The 21716-nt window shown below is 72.1% G+C and carries 24 protein-coding genes and 1 pseudogene; 14 read left to right on the top strand and 11 right to left on the bottom strand.

The features are described from left to right. Nucleotides 1–2: 2 nt before the first annotated feature. A complete protein-coding gene (locus tag AB0K00_RS48930; RefSeq protein ID WP_363537132.1) occupies nucleotides 3–1604 on the top strand; it encodes a polysaccharide deacetylase family protein in 1602 nt (533 codons plus the stop codon). A 59-nt stretch (nucleotides 1605–1663) separates the two neighbouring features. On the opposite strand, the gene AB0K00_RS48935 is transcribed toward AB0K00_RS48930, so the two are convergent. After that, nucleotides 1664–2032: a hypothetical protein gene (locus AB0K00_RS48935; protein ID WP_363537135.1), complete on the bottom strand. Its 369-nt coding sequence runs from the start codon at nucleotides 2030–2032 to the stop codon at nucleotides 1664–1666. A gap of 76 nt (nucleotides 2033–2108) precedes the next feature. Between AB0K00_RS48935 and AB0K00_RS48940 the strand changes: the two genes are divergently transcribed. Continuing rightward, a complete protein-coding gene (locus tag AB0K00_RS48940; RefSeq protein WP_363537138.1) occupies nucleotides 2109–3431 on the top strand; it encodes a hypothetical protein in 1323 nt (440 codons plus the stop codon). Next, nucleotides 3428–4183, top strand: coding sequence for a 3-ketoacyl-ACP reductase (locus AB0K00_RS48945; RefSeq protein WP_363537141.1), 756 nt, complete (start codon nucleotides 3428–3430; stop codon nucleotides 4181–4183). Before AB0K00_RS48940 ends, AB0K00_RS48945 begins: the two co-directional genes overlap by 4 nt. On the opposite strand, the gene AB0K00_RS48950 is transcribed toward AB0K00_RS48945, so the two are convergent. The 6 genes from AB0K00_RS48950 to AB0K00_RS48975 form a co-directional block, all read right to left on the bottom strand. After that, complete coding sequence (locus AB0K00_RS48950) at nucleotides 4143–5561, bottom strand: MFS transporter (protein WP_363537144.1); 1419 nt, start codon at nucleotides 5559–5561, stop codon at nucleotides 4143–4145. The two genes, AB0K00_RS48945 and AB0K00_RS48950, sit on opposite strands and share 41 nt — an antisense overlap. A 37-nt stretch (nucleotides 5562–5598) precedes the next feature. Continuing rightward, on the bottom strand, nucleotides 5599–6312 hold the full coding sequence (locus AB0K00_RS48955) for an ABC transporter permease subunit (RefSeq protein WP_363537147.1): 714 nt from the start codon (nucleotides 6310–6312) through the stop codon (nucleotides 5599–5601). Further along, nucleotides 6312–7223: an ABC transporter ATP-binding protein gene (locus tag AB0K00_RS48960; protein WP_363537150.1), complete on the bottom strand. Its 912-nt coding sequence runs from the start codon at nucleotides 7221–7223 to the stop codon at nucleotides 6312–6314. The genes AB0K00_RS48955 and AB0K00_RS48960 overlap by 1 nt, the downstream gene beginning before the upstream one ends. Continuing rightward, nucleotides 7223–8095, bottom strand: a complete 873-nt coding sequence (locus AB0K00_RS48965; protein WP_363537153.1) for an ABC transporter permease — start codon at nucleotides 8093–8095, stop codon at nucleotides 7223–7225. The genes AB0K00_RS48960 and AB0K00_RS48965 overlap by 1 nt, the downstream gene beginning before the upstream one ends. Beyond that, nucleotides 8079–9029, bottom strand: a complete 951-nt coding sequence (locus AB0K00_RS48970) for an ABC transporter ATP-binding protein (protein ID WP_363537156.1) — start codon at nucleotides 9027–9029, stop codon at nucleotides 8079–8081. Before AB0K00_RS48970 ends, AB0K00_RS48965 begins: the two co-directional genes overlap by 17 nt. Nucleotides 9030–9091: 62 nt before the next feature. Continuing rightward, nucleotides 9092–9565, bottom strand: coding sequence for a hypothetical protein (locus AB0K00_RS48975; RefSeq protein ID WP_363537159.1), 474 nt, complete (start codon nucleotides 9563–9565; stop codon nucleotides 9092–9094). A 182-nt stretch (nucleotides 9566–9747) separates the two neighbouring features. Here AB0K00_RS48975 and AB0K00_RS48980 point away from each other — a divergent pair. From AB0K00_RS48980 to AB0K00_RS49030, 11 genes and pseudogenes are all read left to right on the top strand, one after another. Continuing rightward, nucleotides 9748–10032, top strand: a pseudogene (locus AB0K00_RS48980) (GGDEF domain-containing protein); the annotation flags it as partial. Between the two features lie 40 nt (nucleotides 10033–10072). Beyond that, nucleotides 10073–10315, top strand: coding sequence for a hypothetical protein (locus AB0K00_RS48985; RefSeq protein ID WP_363537161.1), 243 nt, complete (start codon nucleotides 10073–10075; stop codon nucleotides 10313–10315). Between the two features lie 245 nt (nucleotides 10316–10560). Further along, on the top strand, nucleotides 10561–10818 hold the full coding sequence (locus tag AB0K00_RS48990) for a hypothetical protein (RefSeq protein ID WP_363537164.1): 258 nt from the start codon (nucleotides 10561–10563) through the stop codon (nucleotides 10816–10818). A gap of 201 nt (nucleotides 10819–11019) precedes the next feature. Then, entirely contained in the window at nucleotides 11020–11604 is a 585-nt protein-coding gene (yidC, locus tag AB0K00_RS48995; RefSeq protein ID WP_363537167.1) for a membrane protein insertase YidC, read from the top strand. A 190-nt stretch (nucleotides 11605–11794) separates the two neighbouring features. Further along, a complete protein-coding gene (locus AB0K00_RS49000) occupies nucleotides 11795–12910 on the top strand; it encodes an inositol-3-phosphate synthase (RefSeq protein ID WP_363537170.1) in 1116 nt (371 codons plus the stop codon). Further along, on the top strand, nucleotides 12907–13770 hold the full coding sequence (locus tag AB0K00_RS49005) for an SCO3242 family prenyltransferase (RefSeq protein WP_363537173.1): 864 nt from the start codon (nucleotides 12907–12909) through the stop codon (nucleotides 13768–13770). Before AB0K00_RS49000 ends, AB0K00_RS49005 begins: the two co-directional genes overlap by 4 nt. Beyond that, nucleotides 13767–14627 (top strand): sugar phosphate isomerase/epimerase family protein, encoded by an 861-nt coding sequence (locus AB0K00_RS49010; RefSeq protein ID WP_363537176.1) that lies wholly within the window; start codon nucleotides 13767–13769, stop codon nucleotides 14625–14627. Before AB0K00_RS49005 ends, AB0K00_RS49010 begins: the two co-directional genes overlap by 4 nt. Then, nucleotides 14624–15220, top strand: coding sequence for an EboA domain-containing protein (locus tag AB0K00_RS49015; RefSeq protein WP_363537179.1), 597 nt, complete (start codon nucleotides 14624–14626; stop codon nucleotides 15218–15220). Before AB0K00_RS49010 ends, AB0K00_RS49015 begins: the two co-directional genes overlap by 4 nt. Further along, a complete protein-coding gene (locus tag AB0K00_RS49020) occupies nucleotides 15220–16083 on the top strand; it encodes a TatD family hydrolase (RefSeq protein WP_363537182.1) in 864 nt (287 codons plus the stop codon). The genes AB0K00_RS49015 and AB0K00_RS49020 overlap by 1 nt, the downstream gene beginning before the upstream one ends. Beyond that, on the top strand, nucleotides 16083–17219 hold the full coding sequence (gene eboE, locus AB0K00_RS49025; RefSeq protein WP_363537209.1) for a metabolite traffic protein EboE: 1137 nt from the start codon (nucleotides 16083–16085) through the stop codon (nucleotides 17217–17219). The genes AB0K00_RS49020 and eboE overlap by 1 nt, the downstream gene beginning before the upstream one ends. Beyond that, nucleotides 17216–18589, top strand: a complete 1374-nt coding sequence (locus tag AB0K00_RS49030; RefSeq protein WP_363537184.1) for a nucleotide pyrophosphatase/phosphodiesterase family protein — start codon at nucleotides 17216–17218, stop codon at nucleotides 18587–18589. The genes eboE and AB0K00_RS49030 overlap by 4 nt, the downstream gene beginning before the upstream one ends. A 33-nt stretch (nucleotides 18590–18622) precedes the next feature. Here the strand turns inward: AB0K00_RS49030 and AB0K00_RS49035 are convergent, their stop codons facing one another. From AB0K00_RS49035 to AB0K00_RS49050, 4 genes are read right to left on the bottom strand one after another with little or no spacing between them, the layout of a single operon-like run. Then, complete coding sequence (locus AB0K00_RS49035; protein ID WP_363537187.1) at nucleotides 18623–19498, bottom strand: diacylglycerol kinase family protein; 876 nt, start codon at nucleotides 19496–19498, stop codon at nucleotides 18623–18625. A gap of 4 nt (nucleotides 19499–19502) precedes the next feature. Continuing rightward, entirely contained in the window at nucleotides 19503–19967 is a 465-nt protein-coding gene (locus tag AB0K00_RS49040; RefSeq protein WP_363537190.1) for a YceI family protein, read from the bottom strand. Beyond that, the gene (locus tag AB0K00_RS49045; RefSeq protein WP_363537193.1) at nucleotides 19964–20395 is read right to left on the bottom strand and encodes a hypothetical protein; all 432 of its coding nucleotides are present in this window, start codon (nucleotides 20393–20395) and stop codon (nucleotides 19964–19966) included. The genes AB0K00_RS49040 and AB0K00_RS49045 overlap by 4 nt, the downstream gene beginning before the upstream one ends. A gap of 4 nt (nucleotides 20396–20399) precedes the next feature. Then, nucleotides 20400–21656 (bottom strand): LuxR C-terminal-related transcriptional regulator, encoded by a 1257-nt coding sequence (locus tag AB0K00_RS49050; protein ID WP_363537195.1) that lies wholly within the window; start codon nucleotides 21654–21656, stop codon nucleotides 20400–20402. Nucleotides 21657–21716: the final 60 nt, after the last annotated feature.

The following is a 21716-nucleotide window of genomic DNA, read 5'->3' on the forward strand; positions in this document are numbered from 1 at the left end:
ACATGCGTAAGTTGCTCAGCTCGCTCGCCGCCGTCACCGTGGCCGCGTCACTCGCCCTCACCGCGCCGGCGTCACCGGCCGCCGCGGCCGTCACCCCGCTCGCCCGCTCCGGCGCCGGCGCCCCCGGCTCCAACGCCGCGACGAAGACGCTCGTCCTCTACGACAACACCGGCCCGTACTCCTGGCTCGGCGAGGACTACGGGATGATGGCGACGAACCTCGTCTCGCACTTCGGGTCCTGGACCGCGCACCCGGTCGGCGGCTACAAGGCCGGTGAGATGGCGGCGTACTCGGCGGTCGTCTACGTCGGCTCCACCTACGACGAGGCGCTGCCGACCGCGTTCCTCGACGACACCCTCGCGGGCACCAAGCCGGTCCTGTGGATGTACAACAACATCTGGCAGCTGACCGCCCGCTCCGCGGACTTCGTCGCCAAGTACGGCTACACCTGGAAGGGCTACGACACCTCGGCCGTGTCGCAGATCGAGTACAACGGCACCACGATGACCCGCGACGTGCGCAACGGCGGCGGCATCATGGACTACGTCATCTCCGACCCCGCCAAGGCCGTCCCGGTCGGCACCGCGGTGCGCGCCGACGGCACCACCTTCCCCTGGGGCATCAGGTCGGGCAACCTCACCTACCTCGGCGAGATCCCGCTGTCGTACATCACCTCCAACGACCGCTACCTGGCGTTCTCGGACCTGCTCTACTCCGTCCTCGCCCCGCAGGCCGCGGCCCGGCACCGGGCCCTGGTCCGCATCGAGGACGTCGGCCCCGACGCCGACCCGGCCGAGCTGCGCGCCGTCGCCGACTACCTCTCCTCCAAGAACGTCCCCTTCACCGTCGCCGTCTACAGCCGCTACCGGGACCCGAAAGGTGTGAACAACAATGGCAAGGCCGAGGACTACACGCTGCGCCAGCGGCCACTGGTGGTCAGCGCCCTGAAGTACATGCAGAGCAAGGGCGGCACCCTGCTCCAGCACGGCTACACCCACCAGCTCGACGCGCTCAACAACCCCTACGACGGGGTCAGCGCCAACGACTTCGAGTTCTTCATGGCCCACGTCGACGCCAGCGACGCCGTCATCTACGACGGCCCGGTGAAGAACGACTCGGCGCTCAACGTGACCGCCCGCGTCCTGGCCTCCCGCGCCGACTGGATGCTCGCCGGTCTCAAGCAGCCGACCATCTTCGAGTTCCCGCACTACGCCGCGAGCGCCCTGGACTACAAGACGATCAACACCCTCGTCGGCGTCCGCTACGAGCGCGGCCTCTACTTCCCGGGTGTCCTGTCCGGCGGCACCGTCGACAACGGCACCGCGCACATGGTCGGGCAGTTCTTCCCGTACACGGTCCGCGACGTCTACGGCTCGACCGTCATCCCGGAGAACATCGGCAACATCGAGCCGGAGCCGTTCAACCAGCACCCGGCCGTCCTGCCCGCCGACCTGATCGCCAACGCGAAGACCAACCTGGCCGTCCGCGACGGCGTGGCGAGCTTCTTCTACCACCCGTACCTCGGCACGGCGTACCTGAAGCAGACCGTCGAAGGCATCCAGGGCCTCGGCTACACCTTCGTCTCCGCCGCCGCGATGTCGTAATCCCCTCGGGTTACACGAAAGCCGGGTCCCGTTCGCGGGGCCCGGCTCTCGTTGTGCCGTCAGGTCTCGAGCAGGAGGTCGGGCATGAGGCGTTCGATCGCATACAGGTCGTAGACGCGGCGGACCTCGGCGATCAGGCCGGTCGGCGTCAGCACCAGGAACTCGGCCAGGCGGAACTGCTCGGTGCCCACCGCGCAGTCGTAGACGAGGGCGACGCGCAGGTCGATCACCGTGCGGGAGAAGACCGAGACCGAGGTCAGGGCGGCGGCGTAGCCGGTGAGCTTCTCGATGAAGTCGCCGTCGGGGTCCAGGTTGGACTCGACCCGGGCGCCCGCGGCGAGCAGCGTGAACAGCGCGCTGGTGCGGCCGGTGGTCCAGGCCGCGACCCAGCGCGCGGCGACATCCTCAACAGCGGTCGCGTCCATCACGCGTCATCCTGCCACGAACGAAACCACGGCCGCCCCGGGGTTCTCAGGAAAGCGCTTTCCCCTTATCCTCGGGGGCATGTTGCGCATCGATGACGGGCTCGCGCCCAAGGATCTGCTGCCCGCGGTCGGGCGGATGTGGGAGCTGTCCGCCGGGAAGATCGACGCGATCGACGCGTCCAACCCGCCGGGCGGCAGCCAGGGAGCACCCGTGTTCACCGTCGAGGGGCGGTACACGGCCCGCGGCTGGACGGAGTGGACGCAGGGGTTCCAGGTGGGCTCGGCGCTGCTGCAGTTCGACGCGACCGGCGACCGGCACTTCTACGAGCAGGGCCGCCGCCACACGATCGGGGTGATGGCACCGCACGTCAGCCACGTCGGCGTGCACGACCACGGGTTCAACAACATCAGCACCTACGGGACGCTGCGCCGCCTCATCCTGGAGGGCCGGGTCGACGACGCGGACCGGGACTTCGCCGAGCTGGCGTTGAAGGTCAGCGGCGCGGTGCAGGCCGCCCGGTGGAGCCGGACCGCGGACGGCGGCGGCTACATCTACTCGTTCAACGGCCCGCAGTCACTGTTCGTGGACACGATCCGCTCGTGCCGGTCCCTCGCCGTGGCGCATCAGCTCGGGCACGTGCTCATGGGTGAGCACGACGAGCGGATCGACCTGCTGGACCGGCTGCTGATGCACGCGCAGAGCACCGCGAAGCACAACGTCTACTTCGGCGAGGGCCGCGACACGTACGACATCCGCGGCCGCACCGCACACGAGGCGCTGTTCAACGTCAACGACGGGCGGTTCCGGGCGCCGAGCACGCAGCAGGGGTATTCGGCGTTCTCGACGTGGACGCGCGGCCTCGCCTGGGCGATGCTGGGCTTCGCCGAGCTCCTCGAGTTCCACGAGTCCGACCTGTTCCGGACCGCGGCGCAAGCGACGTGCGACTTCTACATCGAGCACTCCCCCGCCGACGGCGTCCCGTACTGGGACACGGGCGCGCCGGGCCTGGTGCACCTGGACGTGGACGCGCCGGCGGACCCGTTCAACGCGTTCGAGCCGGTCGACTCCAGCGCCGCCGCCATCGCCGCGCAGGGGCTGCTGCGCCTCGGCCGGGCCACCGGGGAGGACCGGTACACCCAGGCGGGGCTGACCGTCGCACGGACGTTGTTGCAGGAGCCCTACCTGTCCACGGATCCCCGGCACGAGGGGCTGCTGCTGCACTCGGTGTACCACCGGCCGAACGGCTGGGACCACGTCGCGGCGGGTCAGTCGGTGCCCAACGGCGAGTCCAGCATGTGGGGCGACTACCACCTGCGGGAGCTGGCGCTGTACGTCGGGCGCCTGGTCGACGGCCCGTACTACACGTTCTTCGGCGGTGCCTCCTTCGGTGGTGCCTCGTGAGCGCGGCGCTGGTGACCGGGGCGTCGCGCGGGATCGGGCGGGGCATCGCCATCGCCCTGGCGGGCGCCGGGTTCGACGTGGTGGTGAACTACGCGTCCAACCTCGCCGCCGCGCAGGACACCGCCGCCGAGATCGAGAAGCTCGGCGTGCAGGCCGTCCTCGTCCGTGCGGACGTCGGCGACGCCGAGGACCGGGCAAGGCTCGTGCACGAGTCGCACGAGGCTTTCGGCCGCCTGGACCTGCTGGTCAACAACGCGGGCGTGGCGCCGTCCGTCCGCGCGGACCTGCTGGAGGCGACCGAGGAGTCCTTCGACCGGCTCGTCGGCATCAACCTCAAAGGCCCCTACTTCCTCACCCAGCACGTCGCCCGCCGGATGATCGAGACCGGCGTCGCCGGGAAGATCGTCACGATCTCGTCGATGAGCGCGTACACGGCGAGCGTGAACCGGGGCGACTACTGCGTGACGAAGGCCGGCCTCGGCATGATGACGAAGCTGTTCGCGGCGCGCCTCGCCGAGCACGGCATCACCGTGTTCGAGGTCCGGCCCGGCATCATCGCCACCGACATGACCGGGCTCGTGCAGGCGAAGTACGACAAGCTCATCCTGGAGGACGGCATCACGCCGATCCGGCGGTGGGGCACACCCGAGGACGTCGGCCGGGCGGTGGTGGCGATCGCCACGGACCTGCTGCCGTTCTCCACCGGCCAGGTCATCGACGTGGACGGGGGGTTCCACCTGCGGACCTTGTAGGCGCCACGTCGGCGGCGGCTCGGGAGCGCAGCAGCTCGTGCACCGCCTCGATGTCGGCCGGGGCGGTGCGGGACGCGCGCCAGTACATGACGCCGGTGGGGACGAAGAAGACCTGGAAGGCGGCGAGGCCGACGGCAAGGTTCGTCGGCGGCGGGAAGCTGCGTGCGAGCGCGGCGAAGACCGCGCCGACGAGCCCGTTGCCGGCGGCCCGGCCGACGCCGTTGACGAGGTTGCCGAGGGAGTAGACGGTGCCGCGGTGCTCGGGCGGGTTCACGTCGGCGATGAGCGCGAACCAGTTCGGCGAGTTCGCGGACGTGAGGGCGAGGGCGAGCAGCGCGCACAGGAACGCCGCCAGGAGGCTCGGCGTGGTGAACAGCGCGCCGAGCACGAGCGCGGTCGACGACCGCCCGTCCGGGGAGGGCAGCGTCAACGGGGCGAAGAACAGCACGACGTACAGCGGGACACCGGCGAGGATGCCGATCGCGGCGACCTTCGCCCGCCCGCCGGGGTCGCGCCGCTGCCAGCGGTCGCCGAGCATCCCACCCACGACGGACAGCACCCCGCCGAGCTGGAACAGTGTTGCGAGGATGCCACCGATCTGGATGGCGGACTGCTCGTCGTAGCCCTGCGCCTCCGCCTTCGCCTGGAACAGCCGCGGCAGCCACACCAGGGAGCCGAACGCGGCCTGCGCGGTGAGCCCTTGCAGGATCAGCCAGACGTTGGTCCGCCGGGCGATGATGCCGGGCAGGTCGGCGCGGGAGATCCGGTGCTCGTACTCCTCGCCGGCGGCGAACACCGCGGCGAGGTCCGGTTCGCTCTGCCCGCGGCGGATGTCGGCGGTGGTGAAGTACGCGATCGACGCGAGGACCCCGAGGCCGGCGAGGACGTAGAACGGCCGCCGCCAGTCCGCGCCGCCGAGCTGGCTGGCGACGAGGACCCCGGCCAGGGTCCCGATGCCCTGCGACAACCCCCACAGGCTCATCACCAGGCCGCGGCGGCGGGGTGAGATGAGGTCGCTGACGACCGAGAAGCCGACCGAGCCGACGGCGCCGAGCCCGATCGCGGCGACCAGCTGCGCGGCGAGGAACGTCCAGTAGCCGCCGGCGAGGACGGTGCCGACCGTGCCCGCGGCCCAGATGAGGGTGCCGACCATGAGGACGGGCTTGCGGTCGGTGCGGTCGCCGGCGTACGCCCAGCCGACGGCGGCGACCGCGGTCACGAGGTACCCGACCGCGGTCACCACGCCGAGCGCTCCCTCGCCGACGCCGAGGGAGCGGCTGATCGGCGAGTAGAGCGGCGGCACCAGGCTGATCGCCACGTTGTCCAGCGACGCCAGCACGATGAAGACGGCGACGCTGTAGACGCGGTGGAAGCTCACCTGCGGACGGTAGCCCGTCTCGCCGGCGGGGGCGACGTCAGCCCGTCTCGCCCGCGACGGCGAACGTCCGCAGTTTCTGCACCGCGAGCGCCGTCATCCCGATGGTGAACACACCGGCCATCACGAAGCTCACCGGCACCGACACCGAGCCGGCGAGCACGTCCGTGGGTGCCAGCCAGTCGACGATCGTCTTGACGTACTGCTGGATGCTGAGCTTCGCCGTGCCCGACATGATGTTGCCGAGCAGCCCCTCCCAGAGCACGACGTACACCAGGCCGAGCAGCACCGGGCGGCGGGTGATGACGCTGATTGCGAGGAACAGCGCGCAGTAGGCCAGGGCGCCGACGAACGCGCCGACGACGAGCGCGAACGCCAGGGGTGTCGAGTCGGCGAGCAGGCCGACCACGAACAGCGGCACCCCGGCGAACCCGCCGGTGACCCCGACCGCGACGGCGAGCTTCGTGAACACGATCTCGGAGCGAGGCAGCGGCTTGGACAGGATGTGCGTGATCGTGCCGTCGTCGATCTCGGAGCCGAGCACGCCGGTGCCGACGATGAGCGCGATGACCGGCAGCACGGCGGCGAAGCCGAGGCCGACGATGACCGGCTCACCCCATTCCGACGGCGGCTCCCCGAAAGCCCGGGCCGCTGCGGCGAAGCCGGCGAGGATGATCGGCAGCGGCACCAGCAGCCAGATCCGCCGGCGGCCGAGCAGGCCGCGCAGGGTAATGCGGGCGATGGTCGGATTCATCAGGCACCCACCAGGTAGGAGAAGACGCTTTCCAGGGACTCGTCGGCGGGCAGCAGCTGGCGCACCCGGACGCCTTCCTTCAGCGCGATGCGGGGCAGCGCGCGGGTGAAGGTGCCGTAGTCGGACGCGCGGACCTGCAACCCGGTCGCGTCGATGTCGACACCTGCGACGGATGCCTGGCCGATGAGCGCCACCGCGAGGCGGCGGTCGTCGCTGGACTTGACGGTGAACATGTGCGGCCGGTTGGTCATCAGCCGGCGGATGGTGCGGAAGTCACCGGAGGCGGCGAGCCGGCCGGCGACCATGACCTGCACGGTGCCGGAGACCTGCTCGACCTCCTCCAGGATGTGCGAGGAGAACAGCACGGTGCGGCCGTCGTCGCCCATCTTGTGCAGCAGGTCCATCATGTGGAAGCGCTGGCGCGGGTCCATGCCGTTGAACGGCTCGTCCAGCAGCAGCACCCCGGGGTCGTGCACGAGGGAGGCCGCGACCCGGATCCGCTGCCGCATGCCCTTGCTGTAGGTGTCGATGCGCCGGTCCTGCGCCGGCTCCATCTCCACCATCGCCAGGGCGCGGCGGGCGGCCTCCTCCGGGGCGGCGAGGCGGAACAGCTTCGCGCTGGCGACCACGAACTCCTTGCCGGTCAGGAACCCGTGCACGGCCTCGCGTTCGCTGACCAGCCCGAGGGTGCGGTACACGTCGGGGTTGCGCCATGCCGGCGCGCCGTCGACGGTGAGCGTGCCCTTGGACGTGGCGAGGAAGCCCGACATCATGTGCAGCAGGGTGGTCTTGCCGGCGCCGTTCGGGCCGAGCAGGCCCGTGACGCCGGGGCCGAGGGTCATCGTCACGTCGTTGACGGCGACGACGTTGCCGTACCAGCGCGACACGTGCTGCAGTTCGACGGTGCCCATCAGGCGGCCACCTTCCGGTAACGAAGGAGCAGGAGCGAGATGCAGCCGGCGAGCAGGACGAGCGTGGCGGCGCCGTAGGCGGGACCGTAGTCGCCGATCGGCATGGGATCGGCGTCCGGCGTGCCGAAGAGCCACTGTTCGACGCCGATGAGCAGGGTCATCGGGTTGACCAGGAACGCGAGGCTGGCCAGCGCGCTGCCCTCGCCGCCGATGACGTTGAGGATGCCGACCATCGGCGCGGTGATGATGAACACGCCGACGATGAACGCCGCCGCGAACGCCCGCCGGCCGGTCAGCGACGCGACGAGCAGCGCGATCGCGGCGAGCACCAGCGCCCGGATGACGGCGCCGCCGAGGCCCGGACCCATGTCGCCGAGCTCCTTCATGGCGCCGCTGAACCCGTCGGTACGGGTGAAGATCGCGCCGATGTAGATCAGCAGCTGTGGCACGGCGAGCAGCAGCAGGACCACGGTCGCCAGCGCGGCGTACTTCGCCAGGGCGTAGTCGGTGCGGGCCAGGGGCCGGCTGAAGTACAGCGGCAGCGTCCGGTCCCGCAGGTCGCGGGAGACCAGCTCGGGCGCGACGATGGCGAGGAACAGCATCACCGGGAACGAGATGGTGGCCGCGAACCCGCGGTAGCTGATGAACGACTGGTCGGTGAGCGACCGGACCGCGATCTCGATCACGGCGACGCTGAGCGCGATGCCGATCACCAGCCACGGGAAGATCTTCGCCTTGGCGCCCCGGCCGATGCCGAACGCGGTGCGCAGGCTCTGCTCGTACAGGGAGCGGTTGGCGTACCAGCGGCCGAGCCTCGGACCCTTGTACCGCTGATAGCCGATGTCATGGATGACGCTAGTGGGCTGCGCCATGGCCGACCTCCTGTGCTGCTGCCGGTCCGGTCACGGACGGGGTCTGGAAGAGCTCAGCGACGCGGTGCCGGCGCTGGTCGAGGCGGTGCAGCGGCAGGTCCAGCTCGGCGACGGCGACGAGGATCTGGTCGTACACGTCGTCGTTGTCCATCGGCACCATGAGGGCGGCGCCGTCACGGGTCACCGGCAGGCCCTGCTCCGTGAGGCGGGCGACGAGCAGCTCGACGCCCTCGCTCACCTCGACGGTGAGCACGTCGCGGCTGGTCGTCATGTCCGACACGGTCGCGGAGCGCAGCAGCTTGCCGCCGTCGATCGCGATCAGCGACGTGCAGATCCGCTCGACCTCGCCGAGCAGATGGGAGCACACGACGATGGAGATGCCGAACTCGGTGCCGATGCGGTACACCAGCTCCAGCATCGCGTCCCGGCCGGCCGGGTCGAGGCCGTTGGTCGGCTCGTCCAGCAGCAGCAGGTCCGGGTCGTGCGCGAGGGCCTGAGCCAGTTTGACCCGCTGCTTCATGCCGGTCGAGTAGCCGCCGATCTGGCGGTACCGCTCCTCGTACAGTCCGACGTGCCGCAGCGCCTCCGACGCCCGTTCCCGGGCGGCATTGGCGGGCAGCCCGCTCATCCGCGCCAGGTGCGTCACGTACTCGGCGGCCGACGTCTCGCTCGGCAGGCAGTCGTGCTCCGGCATGTAGCCGACCCGCTGCCGTACCTCGACGGACTGGGTCGTCGGGTCGAGCCCGAGCACCCGCAGCTCGCCGCCGGACGGCCGGAGCAGGCCGAGCATGATCTTGATGAATGTGGACTTGCCGGCGCCGTTCGCGCCGACCAGCCCGATGATCCCGGGCTCCACCGCCAGGGAAAGTTCCGAAAGGGCGGTGACGCCACCCCCGTAGCGCTTCGTCAGCGCACGCGTCTCGATGAGTGCCACGTCGCCGACCTTACGGACCGTAAACCCTGAGGACTATCCGGAACGCACCTGAACCCGGCCACTTAGGGGTTCAACCTGAGATCATCCTCAGGTTCCGGCCGTGACGGCCTGAGATCCTCCTCAGGTTCACCCCGCGGCAGTCGACGTTGAGGCGTGGATCTGCCCCTGCTCCGTGTCCGGCGCAGCATCGAGTGGGCCGGCCTGATCAGCCGGTTCGTCTCCGTGCTGTGGGTGCTGTGCTCGGTGGTGCTGCTCCCGGTGCCACTCGCGACAGCCCTGTGGGCGGCGCCGCTGCTACTGACCAACGTCGTCGCCTGGTACGCGCTACGCAACGTCGGACACGTCCGGTACCCCTGGATGAGCGCCGCACTGGTGGCGATCGACACCGCGACCAGCATCGGCGCGGTCATGGCGACGACCCGCTGGACCGACGTGGATCTCTGGCCGATCTTCGTCATCTCGATCATCGTCGGCGCGTTCCGCAACCAGCTCGCCGGCGCCCTGCTCACCTGGCTGGCAACCTCGCTGAGCTGCATCGCGCTGTTCGCCTGGGCCGGGCCGATCGCAGGCCACCCCCTGCCCAGCGAGCTGGTGAGCCTGGCACCCGCCCTGCACCTGGTCGTGGCCGTCCTGGCCGGCCTGCTGTCCCGCGGCCACCGCAACCACCTGCGGCAGCTCGGCGAGGCCCGCGGCCCGCGCGAAACTGCGCCAGCACGCCCTGCACGACCCGCTGACCGGCCTCGGCAACCGCAACCTGCTCGACGAGCACACCCGCACCGCGCTCGTCCCGGGCGTGCCGGCGTCGGTGCTCGTGCTGGACCTCGACGGGTTCAAGGCCGTGAACGACACCCTCGGTCACGCGGCCGGCGACGAGTTGCTCCGCGTCGTCGGCGCCCGGCTGCGCACACACGCCCGCGAGGGCGACCTGGTCACCCGGCTCGGCGGCGACGAGTTCGTGGTCCTGCTGCCCGGCACCACCGCCGGCGTCGCGGCCGAGGTCGCGGCGCGGCCGAGGTCGCGGCGCGGCCGAGGTCGCGGCGCGGTTGCGCTTCGCCCTGCTGGCCCCGATCCACATCGACGGGGAGACCGTTCAGATCGACGCGAGCATCGGCGCGACGACGGCGACCGCGGGCACCCTCGACGCACTCCTGCGCGCCGCCGACGCCGACATGTACCACGAAAAGGCGAACCGCCGCCACCTGAGCCACGTCACGGCCCCGCCCCTCAAGGCGACCGCCGACGGCCCTGAGGCAGTGCGCGGCGGGCAGCTTTCACCAGCACCCTAACATCCGCCGAAAAATCGATCTCCAGCTCGTCGCACTCCGTATTTTACGCTGACGGAGCGTGATACCAGGCACCTGCCAGGCTACTGCGGGCACAACCGGAAGGATCCCCGGGGTCGGGGCACCGGAGATCCTTCGGGTTGTGCCGAGCAAGGCGGCGGTGACGCGCGGTTGGACGCGCGGTTGTGGGGATGCTCCTGGGAAACGGGCGGACCCCGGAGGTGCGCGCCGGGCGTATCATCAGTCGCATGTCGTGGTCGCTGACCACCCTTCTCGCCGCCTGGTCCTCCGTGACCTCGCCGGCCGACGCCGTCGCCGTGGCGACGGCGGTCCTCACCGCGCTCGCGATCGTCCTCGCGGCGCGCCTGCTCACCGGCGCGCCCACAGCGGCGCGGCGTGTCGTGCCCGTCCCGGCCCGGGCCCGTTCCCGGCGGGCGCAGCCGACCCGGGCGATGGACCCCGACGCGGCCGGGCGGCCGCGGCCCCGTGCACCCGGACAGCGGTAGTCCCTCCCGACTCCCGTTTGTCCGTTTCCGCGCGCCCTCCACCCACCGCCGCTGAGGTCCAGCCTCACTGAGGCCAGGTTCCGACCGGCCACTGAGACCCGGCCCCAGGCCGGCCTCACCAAGCCCAGCCCCAGGCGAGGCTCAGCTGACCCTGCGCGGCGGGCGGTGCGTGTGCGCGTCCCAAGCCGAAGGGCTCCCGTCGTGCTGCACCATGTCCTCGTCCTGCTCGCCTCCACCACCGGCTCCGTCGCCGCTGCCATCGTCATCGCCACCATCGTCGTCCGCGCGGCGCTGCTGCCGCTCAGCCTGCGGGCGTACCGCGCCGAAAAGGTCCGGACCAGGCTCGCGCCCCAACTCGCCGCACTGCGGGAACGGCACGGCAAGGAGCCCGCCGTCCTCGCCGAGAAGACCACCGCGCTCATGCGGGCCGAAGGGTCCGGGCCCCTCGCGGGCATCCTGCCGATGCTCGCCCAGGCGCCCGTCATCTGGCTGCTGTACCGCGAGTTCAGCGGCGACGCGGTCCGCGGGCACACCTTGCTCGGCGCCGACCTGACCGCCCGGCTCCTCGATCATCCGGCGCTCCTCGCCGGCTGGCTCATCGTCGCCGCCCTCGCCGCGATCGCGGTCTGGAACGTGCGGCAGCTGCCCGAGGGCTCGCCCGGGTTCGTCCGGGCGCTGTCGTTCGGGACCGTGGCGTTCGCCGTCCTCACCCCCGTCGCGGCGGGGATCTACCTGGTCACCTCCGGGCTGTGGACGGCCGTCGAACGCGTCGTCGCGAGGCGGTGAACCACAGCGTCGCGTGGCGATGGACGACAGCGCTTTTGCACGTACCTAGGGAAAGTTTTTTTGGTTTGTAGAAAAGTTCGGTTGCCACTGGCGGAAGGAGGGATATCAGTTCTACGCTGCCAACTCAGCGACAATCGGCGATGTCGCCCACAAGATCGTCACACAACTCCAACCGCCATGGGAGGGCCCGGTGCAAACGGGTGTGTGGCTGGTAGGCGCGCGCGGTTCCGTCGCCGTCACCAGCATCGTCGGCGCTGCCGCTGTGCGCGCCGGGCTCACCGAGCCGATCGGTTGTGTCACCGAGCATCCGGTGCTGCGCAGTCATGCGCTGCCCGGGTTCGGCGACCTCGTCTTCGGCGGCCATGACGTCGCCACCATCAGCGTGGTGAAGAAGGCCGAGGCCCTGGCCGAGGCCGGGGTCGTCCCCGGCCGGCTGGTCGCCACCCTGCACTCGGAGCTGGCGGCGGTGGACGAGGAGATCCGCCCACTGCCGCACGGCACCGCGGCCGAGGTCGCCGCCGCCATCACCGCCGACCTGCTGGACTTCCGGCGGCGGCACGACCTGGCGAGGGTGGTGGTCGTCAACGTCGCCTCCACCGAGGCCGCGGCGGCGCCCCACCCGGCGCACGCGAACCTCGAATCGCTGCGCGACGCTCTGGACTCGCTGCCGCCGAGCTCGCTGATGGCGTACGCGGCGTTCGAGGCCGGCTGCTCGTTCGTCGACTTCACCCCGTCGACGGGCGCCCGCCTGCCAGCATTACGCGAACTCGCGCAAATCCGGAATATCCCTTATGCCGGCCACGACGGCAAGACCGGCGAGACGCTGATCAAGTCGGTGCTCGCGCCGATGTTCGCCATGCGCAACCTGCGGGTCAAGTCCTGGTCCGGGACCAACCTGCTGGGTGGCGGCGACGGCGCGACCCTCGCCGAGCCGGCCGCCAACGCGGCCAAGTCGGCCAGCAAGCAGCGGGTGCTCAGCGAGACCCTGGGATATCAGCCCGACGGGCACACCCGTATCGAATACGTGCCCGACATCGGCGACTTCAAGACCGCCTGGGACCTGATCACCTTCGCCGGGTTCCTCGGCACGCCGATGCGGATGGAGTTCACCTGGCACGGCTGTGACTCCGCCCTCGCCGCGCCGCTGGTGCTGGACCTGGCCCGGCTCACCGCCGCCGCACACGGCGCCGGACGGGTGGGGCCGCTGACCGAGCTCGCGTTCTTCTTCAAGGACCCCCTCGGTGAGGTGGACCACGCGCTGGGCGCGCAGTTCGAGGCCCTCGCCGCGTTCGTGCGGTCGCTGTGAGGCCCGACTGGCGGACACTCGCCGAGCTGGTGCGTGCCCCGGCCGCGTTGAGCGTGCCCGGTGACGTGGTCGCGGGGGCCGCGGCCGCGGGGTCGCTCGGGCCGCGCACACCGCTGCTCGCCTCGTCGTCGGTCCTGTTGTACTGGGCGGGCATGGCCGCCAACGACTGGTCGGACCGGGAGCTCGACGCCGTCGAACGTCCGGAGCGGCCGATCCCCTCGGGCCGGATCGCGCCGCGGACCGCGTTCGGGGTGGCGGCCGGGCTGACCGCCGCCGGGGTCGCGCTCGCCGGGCTCGCCGGGGGTCGCCGCGCCCTCGCCGTCGCGGTGCCCCTGGCCGGCGCGGTCTGGGCCTACGACCTGAAGCTCAAGAACACCCCGGCGGGACCCGCGGCCATGGCCACCTGCCGGGCCCTGGACGTGCTCCTCGGCGCGAGCGGCGGGCGGCTGCGGTCGGCCGCGTTCCCGGCCGCGACCGTCTTCGCCCACACGTACACGGTGACCGCCCTGTCCCGCGCGGAGGTGCACGGCTCCACGCCGGCGTTGCCGGCCGCGACCATGGCCGGGTCCGCCGCGGTGGCTGTGGCCGCGGCGCTGCCGTCGCGGCCCTTCGGTTGGCGTTCGCTCGTCCCGGTCGCATTGTCCGGTTGGTACGCCAGACGCTACGGCAAGGCGCAGCTGCGGGCATTCGAGAAACCGACCGCGGGCAACATCCGGGCGTCGGTCGGCGCCGGGATCGTCAACCTGCCGACGCTGCAGGGCGCGCTGACCGCACGGGCCGGCGCGCCGATCGCCGGGCTGGCCGTCGCGGCCGCCGCTCCCCTGGGCCGGCACCTCGCGAAACGGCTGTCACCGACATGAGCCTGCGGTTCGGGTACGGGACGAACGGCTTCAGCAACCACCGCCTCGACGACGCGCTGACCGTCATCGCCGGGCTCGGATACACCGGCGTGGCCCTGACCCTCGACCATCATCATCTGGACCCGTACGACAGCAACCTGTGGCGGCACGTCCGCGCGCTCGGCCAGCGCCTCAACGAGCTCGGCCTCGGTGTCGTCATCGAGACCGGGGCCCGGTACCTGCTCGACCCGTGGCACAAGCACGCGCCGACGCTGCTGGACGATGAGCCGGAGGCGCGGGTCGACTTCCTGCGCCGGGCCGTGCGGATCGGCACCGACCTCGGCGCGGAGGCGGTCAGCTTCTGGGCCGGCGTCCGCCCGCCGGGGCTGCCGCCGGACGTCGCCTGGCGGCGGCTCGTCACCGGCTGCGCCGAGGTCCTCGCCGCCGCCGAGGGCGCGGAGATGATGCTCGGCTTCGAGCCGGAGCCGGGCATGCTGGTCGAGTCGATCGACGACTGGGAGCGGCTGCGGGCCGACCTCGGCGCGCCCGTCCACTTCGGACTGACCCTCGACATCGGCCACTGCCGCTGCCTGGAGCCGGTGTCCGCGGAGGAGTGCGTGCGCCGCGTCGCCGGGCAGCTCGTCAACGTGCAGATCGACGACATGCGTCGCGGGGTCCACGAGCACCTCGAGTTCGGCACCGGCGAGGTCGACTTCCCGGCGGTGCTGCGGGCCCTCAACGAGACCGACTACGGCGGCCTCGTCGCCGTCGAGCTGCCCCGGCACAGCCACGCCGCGCCGTCCGTGGCCCGGGACTCCCTCGCCTTCCTGCGCGCCGCCGAAGCGCAGTCACTGGACCGATTCCAGGAGGTGCCATGAACCTGTACGACTCCCTCACCGCCGAGCTGACGGACACGGTGTGGCTGGACACGGCGCTGGAGACCGTGGCACGCCAGCCGTCGGCGATCGGACGGCTCTTCCCCGCCGCCGGCCGCCGCTGCGGACGGTGGGCCCTCGCCGCACTGCCCGGCTGGACGGTCGACGACGCGGCCCGGGTCCTCCTGCTGACCCGGATGCCCGCAAGCGCCTTGCAGACTGAGCTCGAGCCGCTCTACCGCTACGGCGACGGGGCGGAGAAGCGGGCCGTGCTGCGGGCGCTGCCGCTGCTGCCGGCGCAGGACGCGACCGCCGGGATCCTCCTCGATGCGTTGCGTACCAACGACACCCGGCTCGTCACCGCCGCGCTCGGCCCGGCCGCCGCCGTGCTGCCCGCCGCCGCGTGGCGTCAGGGCGTGCTCAAGGCCGTCTTCATGGGCCTGCCCCTGACGGTCGTCGCCGACCTCGACACGCGCGCCGACGCCGAACTCGCCACCATGCTCGCCGGGCTCGTCGAGGAGCGCCAGGCCGCCGGGCGCGCCGTCGCCGAGGACGCCACGGCGCTGCTGCACCGCCTCCAGGAGAGGGTCTCGTGATGCGTATCTTCGACCCCCACATCCACATGACGTCGCGGACCACCGACGACTACGAGCGGATGGCCGCCGCCGGCGTCCGTGCGCTGGTCGAGCCCGCGTTCTGGCTCGGGCAGCCGCGCACCAGCGTCGGCTCGTTCACCGACTACTTCGACTCCCTCGTCGGGTGGGAGCCGTTCCGGGCGTCCCAGTTCGGCATCCGGCACCACTGCACGATCGCGCTCAACCCGAAAGAGGCCAACGACCCGCGCTGCCGCGACGTGCTGCAGGTGCTGCCGCGGTACCTGGAGAAGGACGGCGTCGTCGCGGTCGGCGAGATCGGCTACGACTCGATGACGCCGGAGGAGGACGAGGTCTTCGCCGCGCAGCTGGCCCTGGCCGTCGAGCACGAGCTCCCGGCGATGGTGCACACCCCGCACCGCGACAAGGCCCGCGGCACCGACCGGACCATCGCCGTGGTCCGCGAGTCGGGCATCGACCCGGGCCGCGTCGTCGTGGACCACCTCAACGAGGTCACCGTCGCGAGGGTCGCCGAGAGCGGGTGCTGGATGGGTTTCTCCATCTACCCCGACACGAAGATGACCCCGGCGCGGATGGTGGTCATCCTCCAGGAGCACGGCCTGGACCGGGTCCTGGTCAACTCCGCCGCCGACTGGGGCCGCTCCGACCCGCTGCTGACCCTGCGCACCGGCGAGGCGATGCTGGCCGCCGGGTTCAGCGACGACGATGTCGACCGGGTACTGTGGCGCAACCCGGTGGAGTTCTACGGGCAGTCCAAGCGCCTCGACGTCGCTGACCTCGACGGCCCGCAGGCGCCCCTGCCGGCGACCTTCGAGGGGAACTCGATCCTCCGCGGCGGGTCGTGATGCGGCTGCGGCACCCGGACGGCCAGGTCGTCCACCTGGCCTACGGGACCAACGTCCACCCCGCGGAGGACTTGCCCGGCATCCTGACGCAACTCGATGTCTACGCCACCAGGGTCAGGTCCCACCTCGACACCCCCGTCCTCGGTCTCGGGCTTTGGCTCGCCGCGTCCGCCGCCGCCGCCCTCGCGGCGGACCCGGCGCTGCGGCGCAAGCTGCGCCACGAGCTGGACGTGCGCGGCCTGGAGGTGGTGACCCTCAACGGGTTCCCCTACCAGGAGTTCCACGCGCCGGTCGTCAAGAAGGCCGTCTACCTGCCGGACTGGGCCGACCCGCGGCGGCTGCGGTACACCATGGACCTCGCCCGCGTCCTCGTCGACCTCCTGCCCGACGACGCCGTGCGGGGCTCGATCTCCACGCTGCCGCTGGGCTGGCGGGACCCGTGGGACGGCCCGCAGGTCAGCGCCGTCGGCCGGGCCCTGGACCAGCTCGCCTATGGGCTGTCGTTCCTGGACCGGCCGGTCCGGGTCGCGTTCGAGCCGGAGCCGGGGTGCGTCATCGAGAACACCCTCCAGGCGACGGTGCACCTGTCCCGGGTGGATCCCCGGTACCTCGGGGTCTGCGTGGACCTCGCGCACCTCGCGTGCGCCTGGGAGGAGCCGGTCGCCGCGGTGCAGCGCCTCGCCCGCGCCGGGCTGCCGGTCGTGAAGGTGCAGGTGTCGGCGGCGCTGTCCGTCGACGACCCGACCGTGCCCGCGCTCGCCGACTACGTCGAACCCCGCTTCATGCACCAGACCCGCTCCCGCGGCTGCGCGGCGTCCTTCGACGACCTCGACGAGGCCCTGGCGAGCGGCGCCGACGGCCCGTGGCGGGTGCACTACCACGTGCCGCTGCACGCCTCGCCCGAGCCGCCCCTGGAGGCGACCACCGGCGTGCTGCGGGCCGGCCTCGCGGCGCTGCTCGGCGGGCCCGTCGCCAGCTGCGACCACCTCGAGGTCGAGACGTACACCTGGGGGGTGCTGCCCGAGTCCCAGCGCCCCACCGGGCCCGAGCAGCTCGCCGCCGGGATGGCCGCCGAGCTCGCCTACGCCCGCGACACCCTGCAGGACCTCGGTCTCAAGACGCTGGAGCCCCGATGAGCAAGCCACTGCTGGTCCTCGACGTGGTCGGGCTGACGCCCAGGCTGCTGCCGCACATGCCGCGCCTGTCCGCGGTCGGCGCCGCGGTGCCGCTGCGGCCCGTCCTGCCCGCGGTCACCTGTTCCGTGCAATCGACGTTCCTCACCGGCGCGTTGCCGTCCGACCACGGGGTCGTCGGCAACGGCTGGTACTTCCGGGACCTCGGCGAGATCTTCCTGTGGCGGCAGCACAACGCCCTCGTCGGCGGCGACAAGCTGTGGCACGCCGCCCGCCGGGCCAAGCCCGACTACACGGTGGCGAACGTCTGCTGGTGGTACGCGATGGGCGCCGACGTCGACTGGACCGTGACCCCCCGCCCGGTCTACTACGCCGACGGCCGCAAGGAGCCGGACTGCTACACGTTCCCGCCGGCGCTGCACGACGAGCTGACCGCCAAGCTCGGCGACTTCCCGCTCTTCACCTACTGGGGTCCCAATGCCGGCATCCCGTCCTCGGCGTGGATCGCCAGGGCCGCCGAGCAGATCATGGTCGAGAAGTCGCCGGACCTGACGCTGGTGTACCTGCCGCACCTCGACTACGACCTGCAGCGCTTCGGCCCGTCCTCGCCGCAGGCCGCCGCGGCCGCCGCCGAACTGGACAACGTCGTCGCGCCCCTGCTGGCCGCCGCCGCCGTGCGGGGCGTGACCGTCGTCGTCCTCTCGGAGTACGGCATCACCGAAGCGAGCCGGCCCGTCGACGTCAACCGGCTCCTGCGCACCGAGGGGCTGCTCAACGTCTACACCCAGGACGGCATGGAGTACCTCGACCCGTGGACGTCGCGGGCGTTCGCGGTCGCCGACCACCAGATCGCGCACGTCTACGTCCGCGACGCCGCGGACCTGCCGCTGGTGCAGAAGCTGTGCGCCGGCCTGCCCGGCGTCGGCGAGGTCCTCGACGCCGCCGGCAAGCAGCGCAACGGCCTGGACCACGAGCGCGCCGGCGAGCTCGTCCTGCTCGCCGAGCCCGACGCGTGGTTCACCTACTACTACTGGCTGGACGACGCCCGGAAGCCGGACTTCGCGCAGCTCGTCGAGATCCACCGCAAGCCCGGCTACGACCCGGCGGAGCTGCTGTTCGACCCGGCCGGCCCGGGCGCGGCGAAGGCCCGGGCCGGCGTCGCGCTCGCCCGCAAGAAGCTCGGCATGCGATACATGATGAGCGTCGTCGGCCTGGACGCCGGCGCGAAGGCGGTGAAGGGCTCGCACGGGCTCATGCCGTCCACAGTGGACGACGGGCCGGTGTGGCTGTGCGGCGACCCGTCGCTGCAGCTCGACTCGGTCGACGCGACGGACGTGAAGGGCCTGCTGCTGCGCCTCGCCGGCCTGACCTGAGGGGGCCTGATCTGAGGAGGCCTGCCCGCGCGGTCAGCGGACGAGGAGCCAGGCGCCCTTCGCGACGGTCCAGTGCCGGGTCCGGAAGGGCCCGGTCAGCTCGCCGTCGGCGTTGACGTGGAACGGCTCGCCCTCGATGCGGATGTCGCGCCCGCGCAGGTGCGTCACGTCGTCCCGGTCGGGGTGGCGGCCGTTGCGCAGGGCGAGGGCGTAGCCGACCCGGGCGAGCGGCCCGACGGCGAAGGAGACCGTCACGTCGGCGAGGCCGTCGGTCGGGTCCGCGTCCGGGCCCAGCTCACCGGTGCCGCCGGCGATCGTCGGGGCGTTGGACAGGCCGGCCATCAGGACCCGGCGCCGGCCGCGGGCCACGACGGCACCGTCGACGGTGACGCGCAGCCGCCACCCACGGGCGGTGAACCCGGCGAGGACCGCGCCGATCGGGAACGCGGCGATCTTCAGCCAGCGCTTGAGCGGGCGGGCCTTCAGCGCGGCCTCCGCGCCGGCGCCGACGTGGACGGCGTTGATGACGACACCGGCACCGTCGGCGACGATCAGGTCGACCGGGTGGGCGGTGCCGGTGGCGGCGATCCGGGCGGCGGCGGCGAGGTCGTCGACGGGGATGCCGACGCCGCGGGCGAAGTCGTTGCCGGTGCCGAGCGGGATGAGGGCGACCTCGCACACGCCGGCCTCGCCGCGGCGCAGCAGCGCGCCGACCATCGTGTGCAGCGAACCGTCACCGCCGACGACGACCAGCCGGCGGCCGCGGCGGGCGTCGAGGATCCGGTCGACGTCGCTCTTGTCGCCGCAGGTGGCCGTCTCGACGTCGCCGGCGCCGCGCAGGACGTCGAGGACCGCCTCGACGGCATCGGCCTCGGTCCGACCGGCAAGCTCGTTCGTGACGACCAGCACCCGCTCACGATACGGCGTACACGTCGATTGTGACGGTCAGCCGTGGGCGGATCAGCCCCCGTCCGGCGACCACCCCGAATACGCGGCGGTCGATGGTCCCGGTGGCCCGGACGATCTGACCTCCGTCGATCGGACGGGCGGCGACGACCTCCAGGGTCACCGGCCGGGTCACGTCGCGCACCGTCAGGGTCCCGGTGACCCGCCGCTGCCCGTCGCCGCCGGCCGGCGCGGTGCCGTCGAAGCGGATCGTGGGGAACCGCGCGACGTCCAGGAACCGCTTGTCCTTGATGTCCTTGTCGCGGCGGGGGTTGCCGGTGCTGAAGCTGGTCGCGTCGAGCACCGCCCACGCCGTTTGCCGCTCGACGTCGACCTCCCCCTCCACGACGGCGAGGGTGCCTTCGACCGGTCCGAGGCCCAGCGCGTGCGTCGCGCAGAAGCGGACGGTGCTGCGGGCGGGGTCGATCCTCATGCCGCCTCCACCACCCGCACCACGGGGTGGAAGCTGACGTGGTCGGGGCCGGGCAGCAGCGCCATGTCCTCGCCCGGCAGCAGGTCCAGACTGTTGGCGGCCCGGCCGATCGCGTCGAGGGCGGCGAGGTCGACGGCCATGGACACCACGACCGTGGCCCGGCGCTCCGGGTCGAACAGCACGAGGTTGCGCACCGCGCCCGGCGCCGCGCGGAACGTGGGCGCGATCCGCTCGCGGTAGGCGAAGTCGGCCGCGGCGAACGCCGCGTCGGTGGCGGGCCCGTCGAAGTGCAGCAGGTGCGCCGCCGCGGGGGTCGTGCCGCCGGCCGGGCCGGCGATGTCGTGCAGGACGGTGTGGCTGCCGTCGCGACGCTCGTTGGACAGCGTCACGGTGAGCTGGTCGGCGTGTGTCTCCAGGGTCGCGTACATGCGTTCAGCGTCGCCGCAGGACGGTGCCGTTCTCCTCAGTACCAACACTGAACCGTGCCGCGAGCTGGGTGCGGTTCGCGCAGCCGAGCTTCGCCAGGGCGTTGCGGACGTGGGTCTCCACGGTGCGTTCCGACAGGGTCAACCGCTCGGCGATCTCACGGTTGGAGCGGCCTTCCGCGGCGAGCGTGGCCACCTCCCGCTCCCGGGCGGTGAGCGCGACGTCACGGTCCAGCCCGGCCAGCAGGTCCTCGCCGCGCCGCAGCAACGGCCGCAGCCCGAGCCTGCGGGCGCTGTCGACGGCGGCGCTCGCCACGCGACCCGCCCGGGCCCGGTCGCCCGGTGCGCCACGCGCCACGAGGGCCGAGGCGAGTTCGATCCGGGCCAGCGACAGCTCCGGCGGCGACGCGACCCGACGCTCCATCGTCTCGGCGGCCTCCAGGTGCGCGACGGCCTCGTCGTGCCGGCCGAGGGCACCCGCGAGGACGCCGAGGAGTCGCGACACCGCGCCGTAGCATCCGGAGACCGAGTTCACGTGGAGTCCGGCGTACGGGGTGAGCTCCCGCAGGCATGCTTCGGCCACGCGCAGGTCGCCGACGAGCGCGGCGGCCTCACCGGTCGACACGACCACCGGCAGCCACAGCCCGTCACGCGGCAGGTCCGGCAGCGCCTCCCGGAGCCGGTCGAACCTCGCGAGGGCAGCGTCGCCGGCGGCCGGCCCCTGTTCGAGGAGGTACCCGACGGCGAACGCGTCCGCGATCGGCACGTGATCCACGCCGGTCAGGGTCTCCTGCAGGCCGGGCAGGTCGTCGCCGGTCCTTCGCAGCAGCAGGGTCATGAACGCGTAGTACTGCCAGTACGCCGACATGTCCTGCATCTGCAGCGCGATGGTGTGCGCGTGGCCGATGTGCCGCGTCGCCGCGCCGAGGTCGCCGGCGAGCCACGCGGCGACCGCCTGGGCGCGTGCCGCGTGCCACCGGGCAACGGGCCAGCCGAGCCAGTCCGCGAGCTCCTCCAGCGCGATCAGTTCGCGCTGGAACGCCGGCATCGCCCCGAGCAGCAACGACGCCTCGATCCGCCAGATCCTGCCCCACAGCACGGCGTCGGGCCGGCCCTCGCGCGCCCCCAGGTCGATCATCCTGGTGCCGAGCGCCAGCTGCTCGGCGATGTAGTCAGGTCCGGCGACGGCCTCCTTCATGGCGTGCAGGGCGTCGAGGACTGCGGCCGGATGGAACGGGAGGAGGCCGCCGACCTCTAGTGGCAATGTGAACCATGTGGTTCACTTGCTGCATGGCCGGCATCGAACTGTCCGCGGGAACCATCG

The organism is Dactylosporangium sp. NPDC049525, assembly GCF_040676755.1.
In the GTDB taxonomy this organism is placed as follows: domain Bacteria; phylum Actinomycetota; class Actinomycetes; order Mycobacteriales; family Micromonosporaceae; genus Dactylosporangium.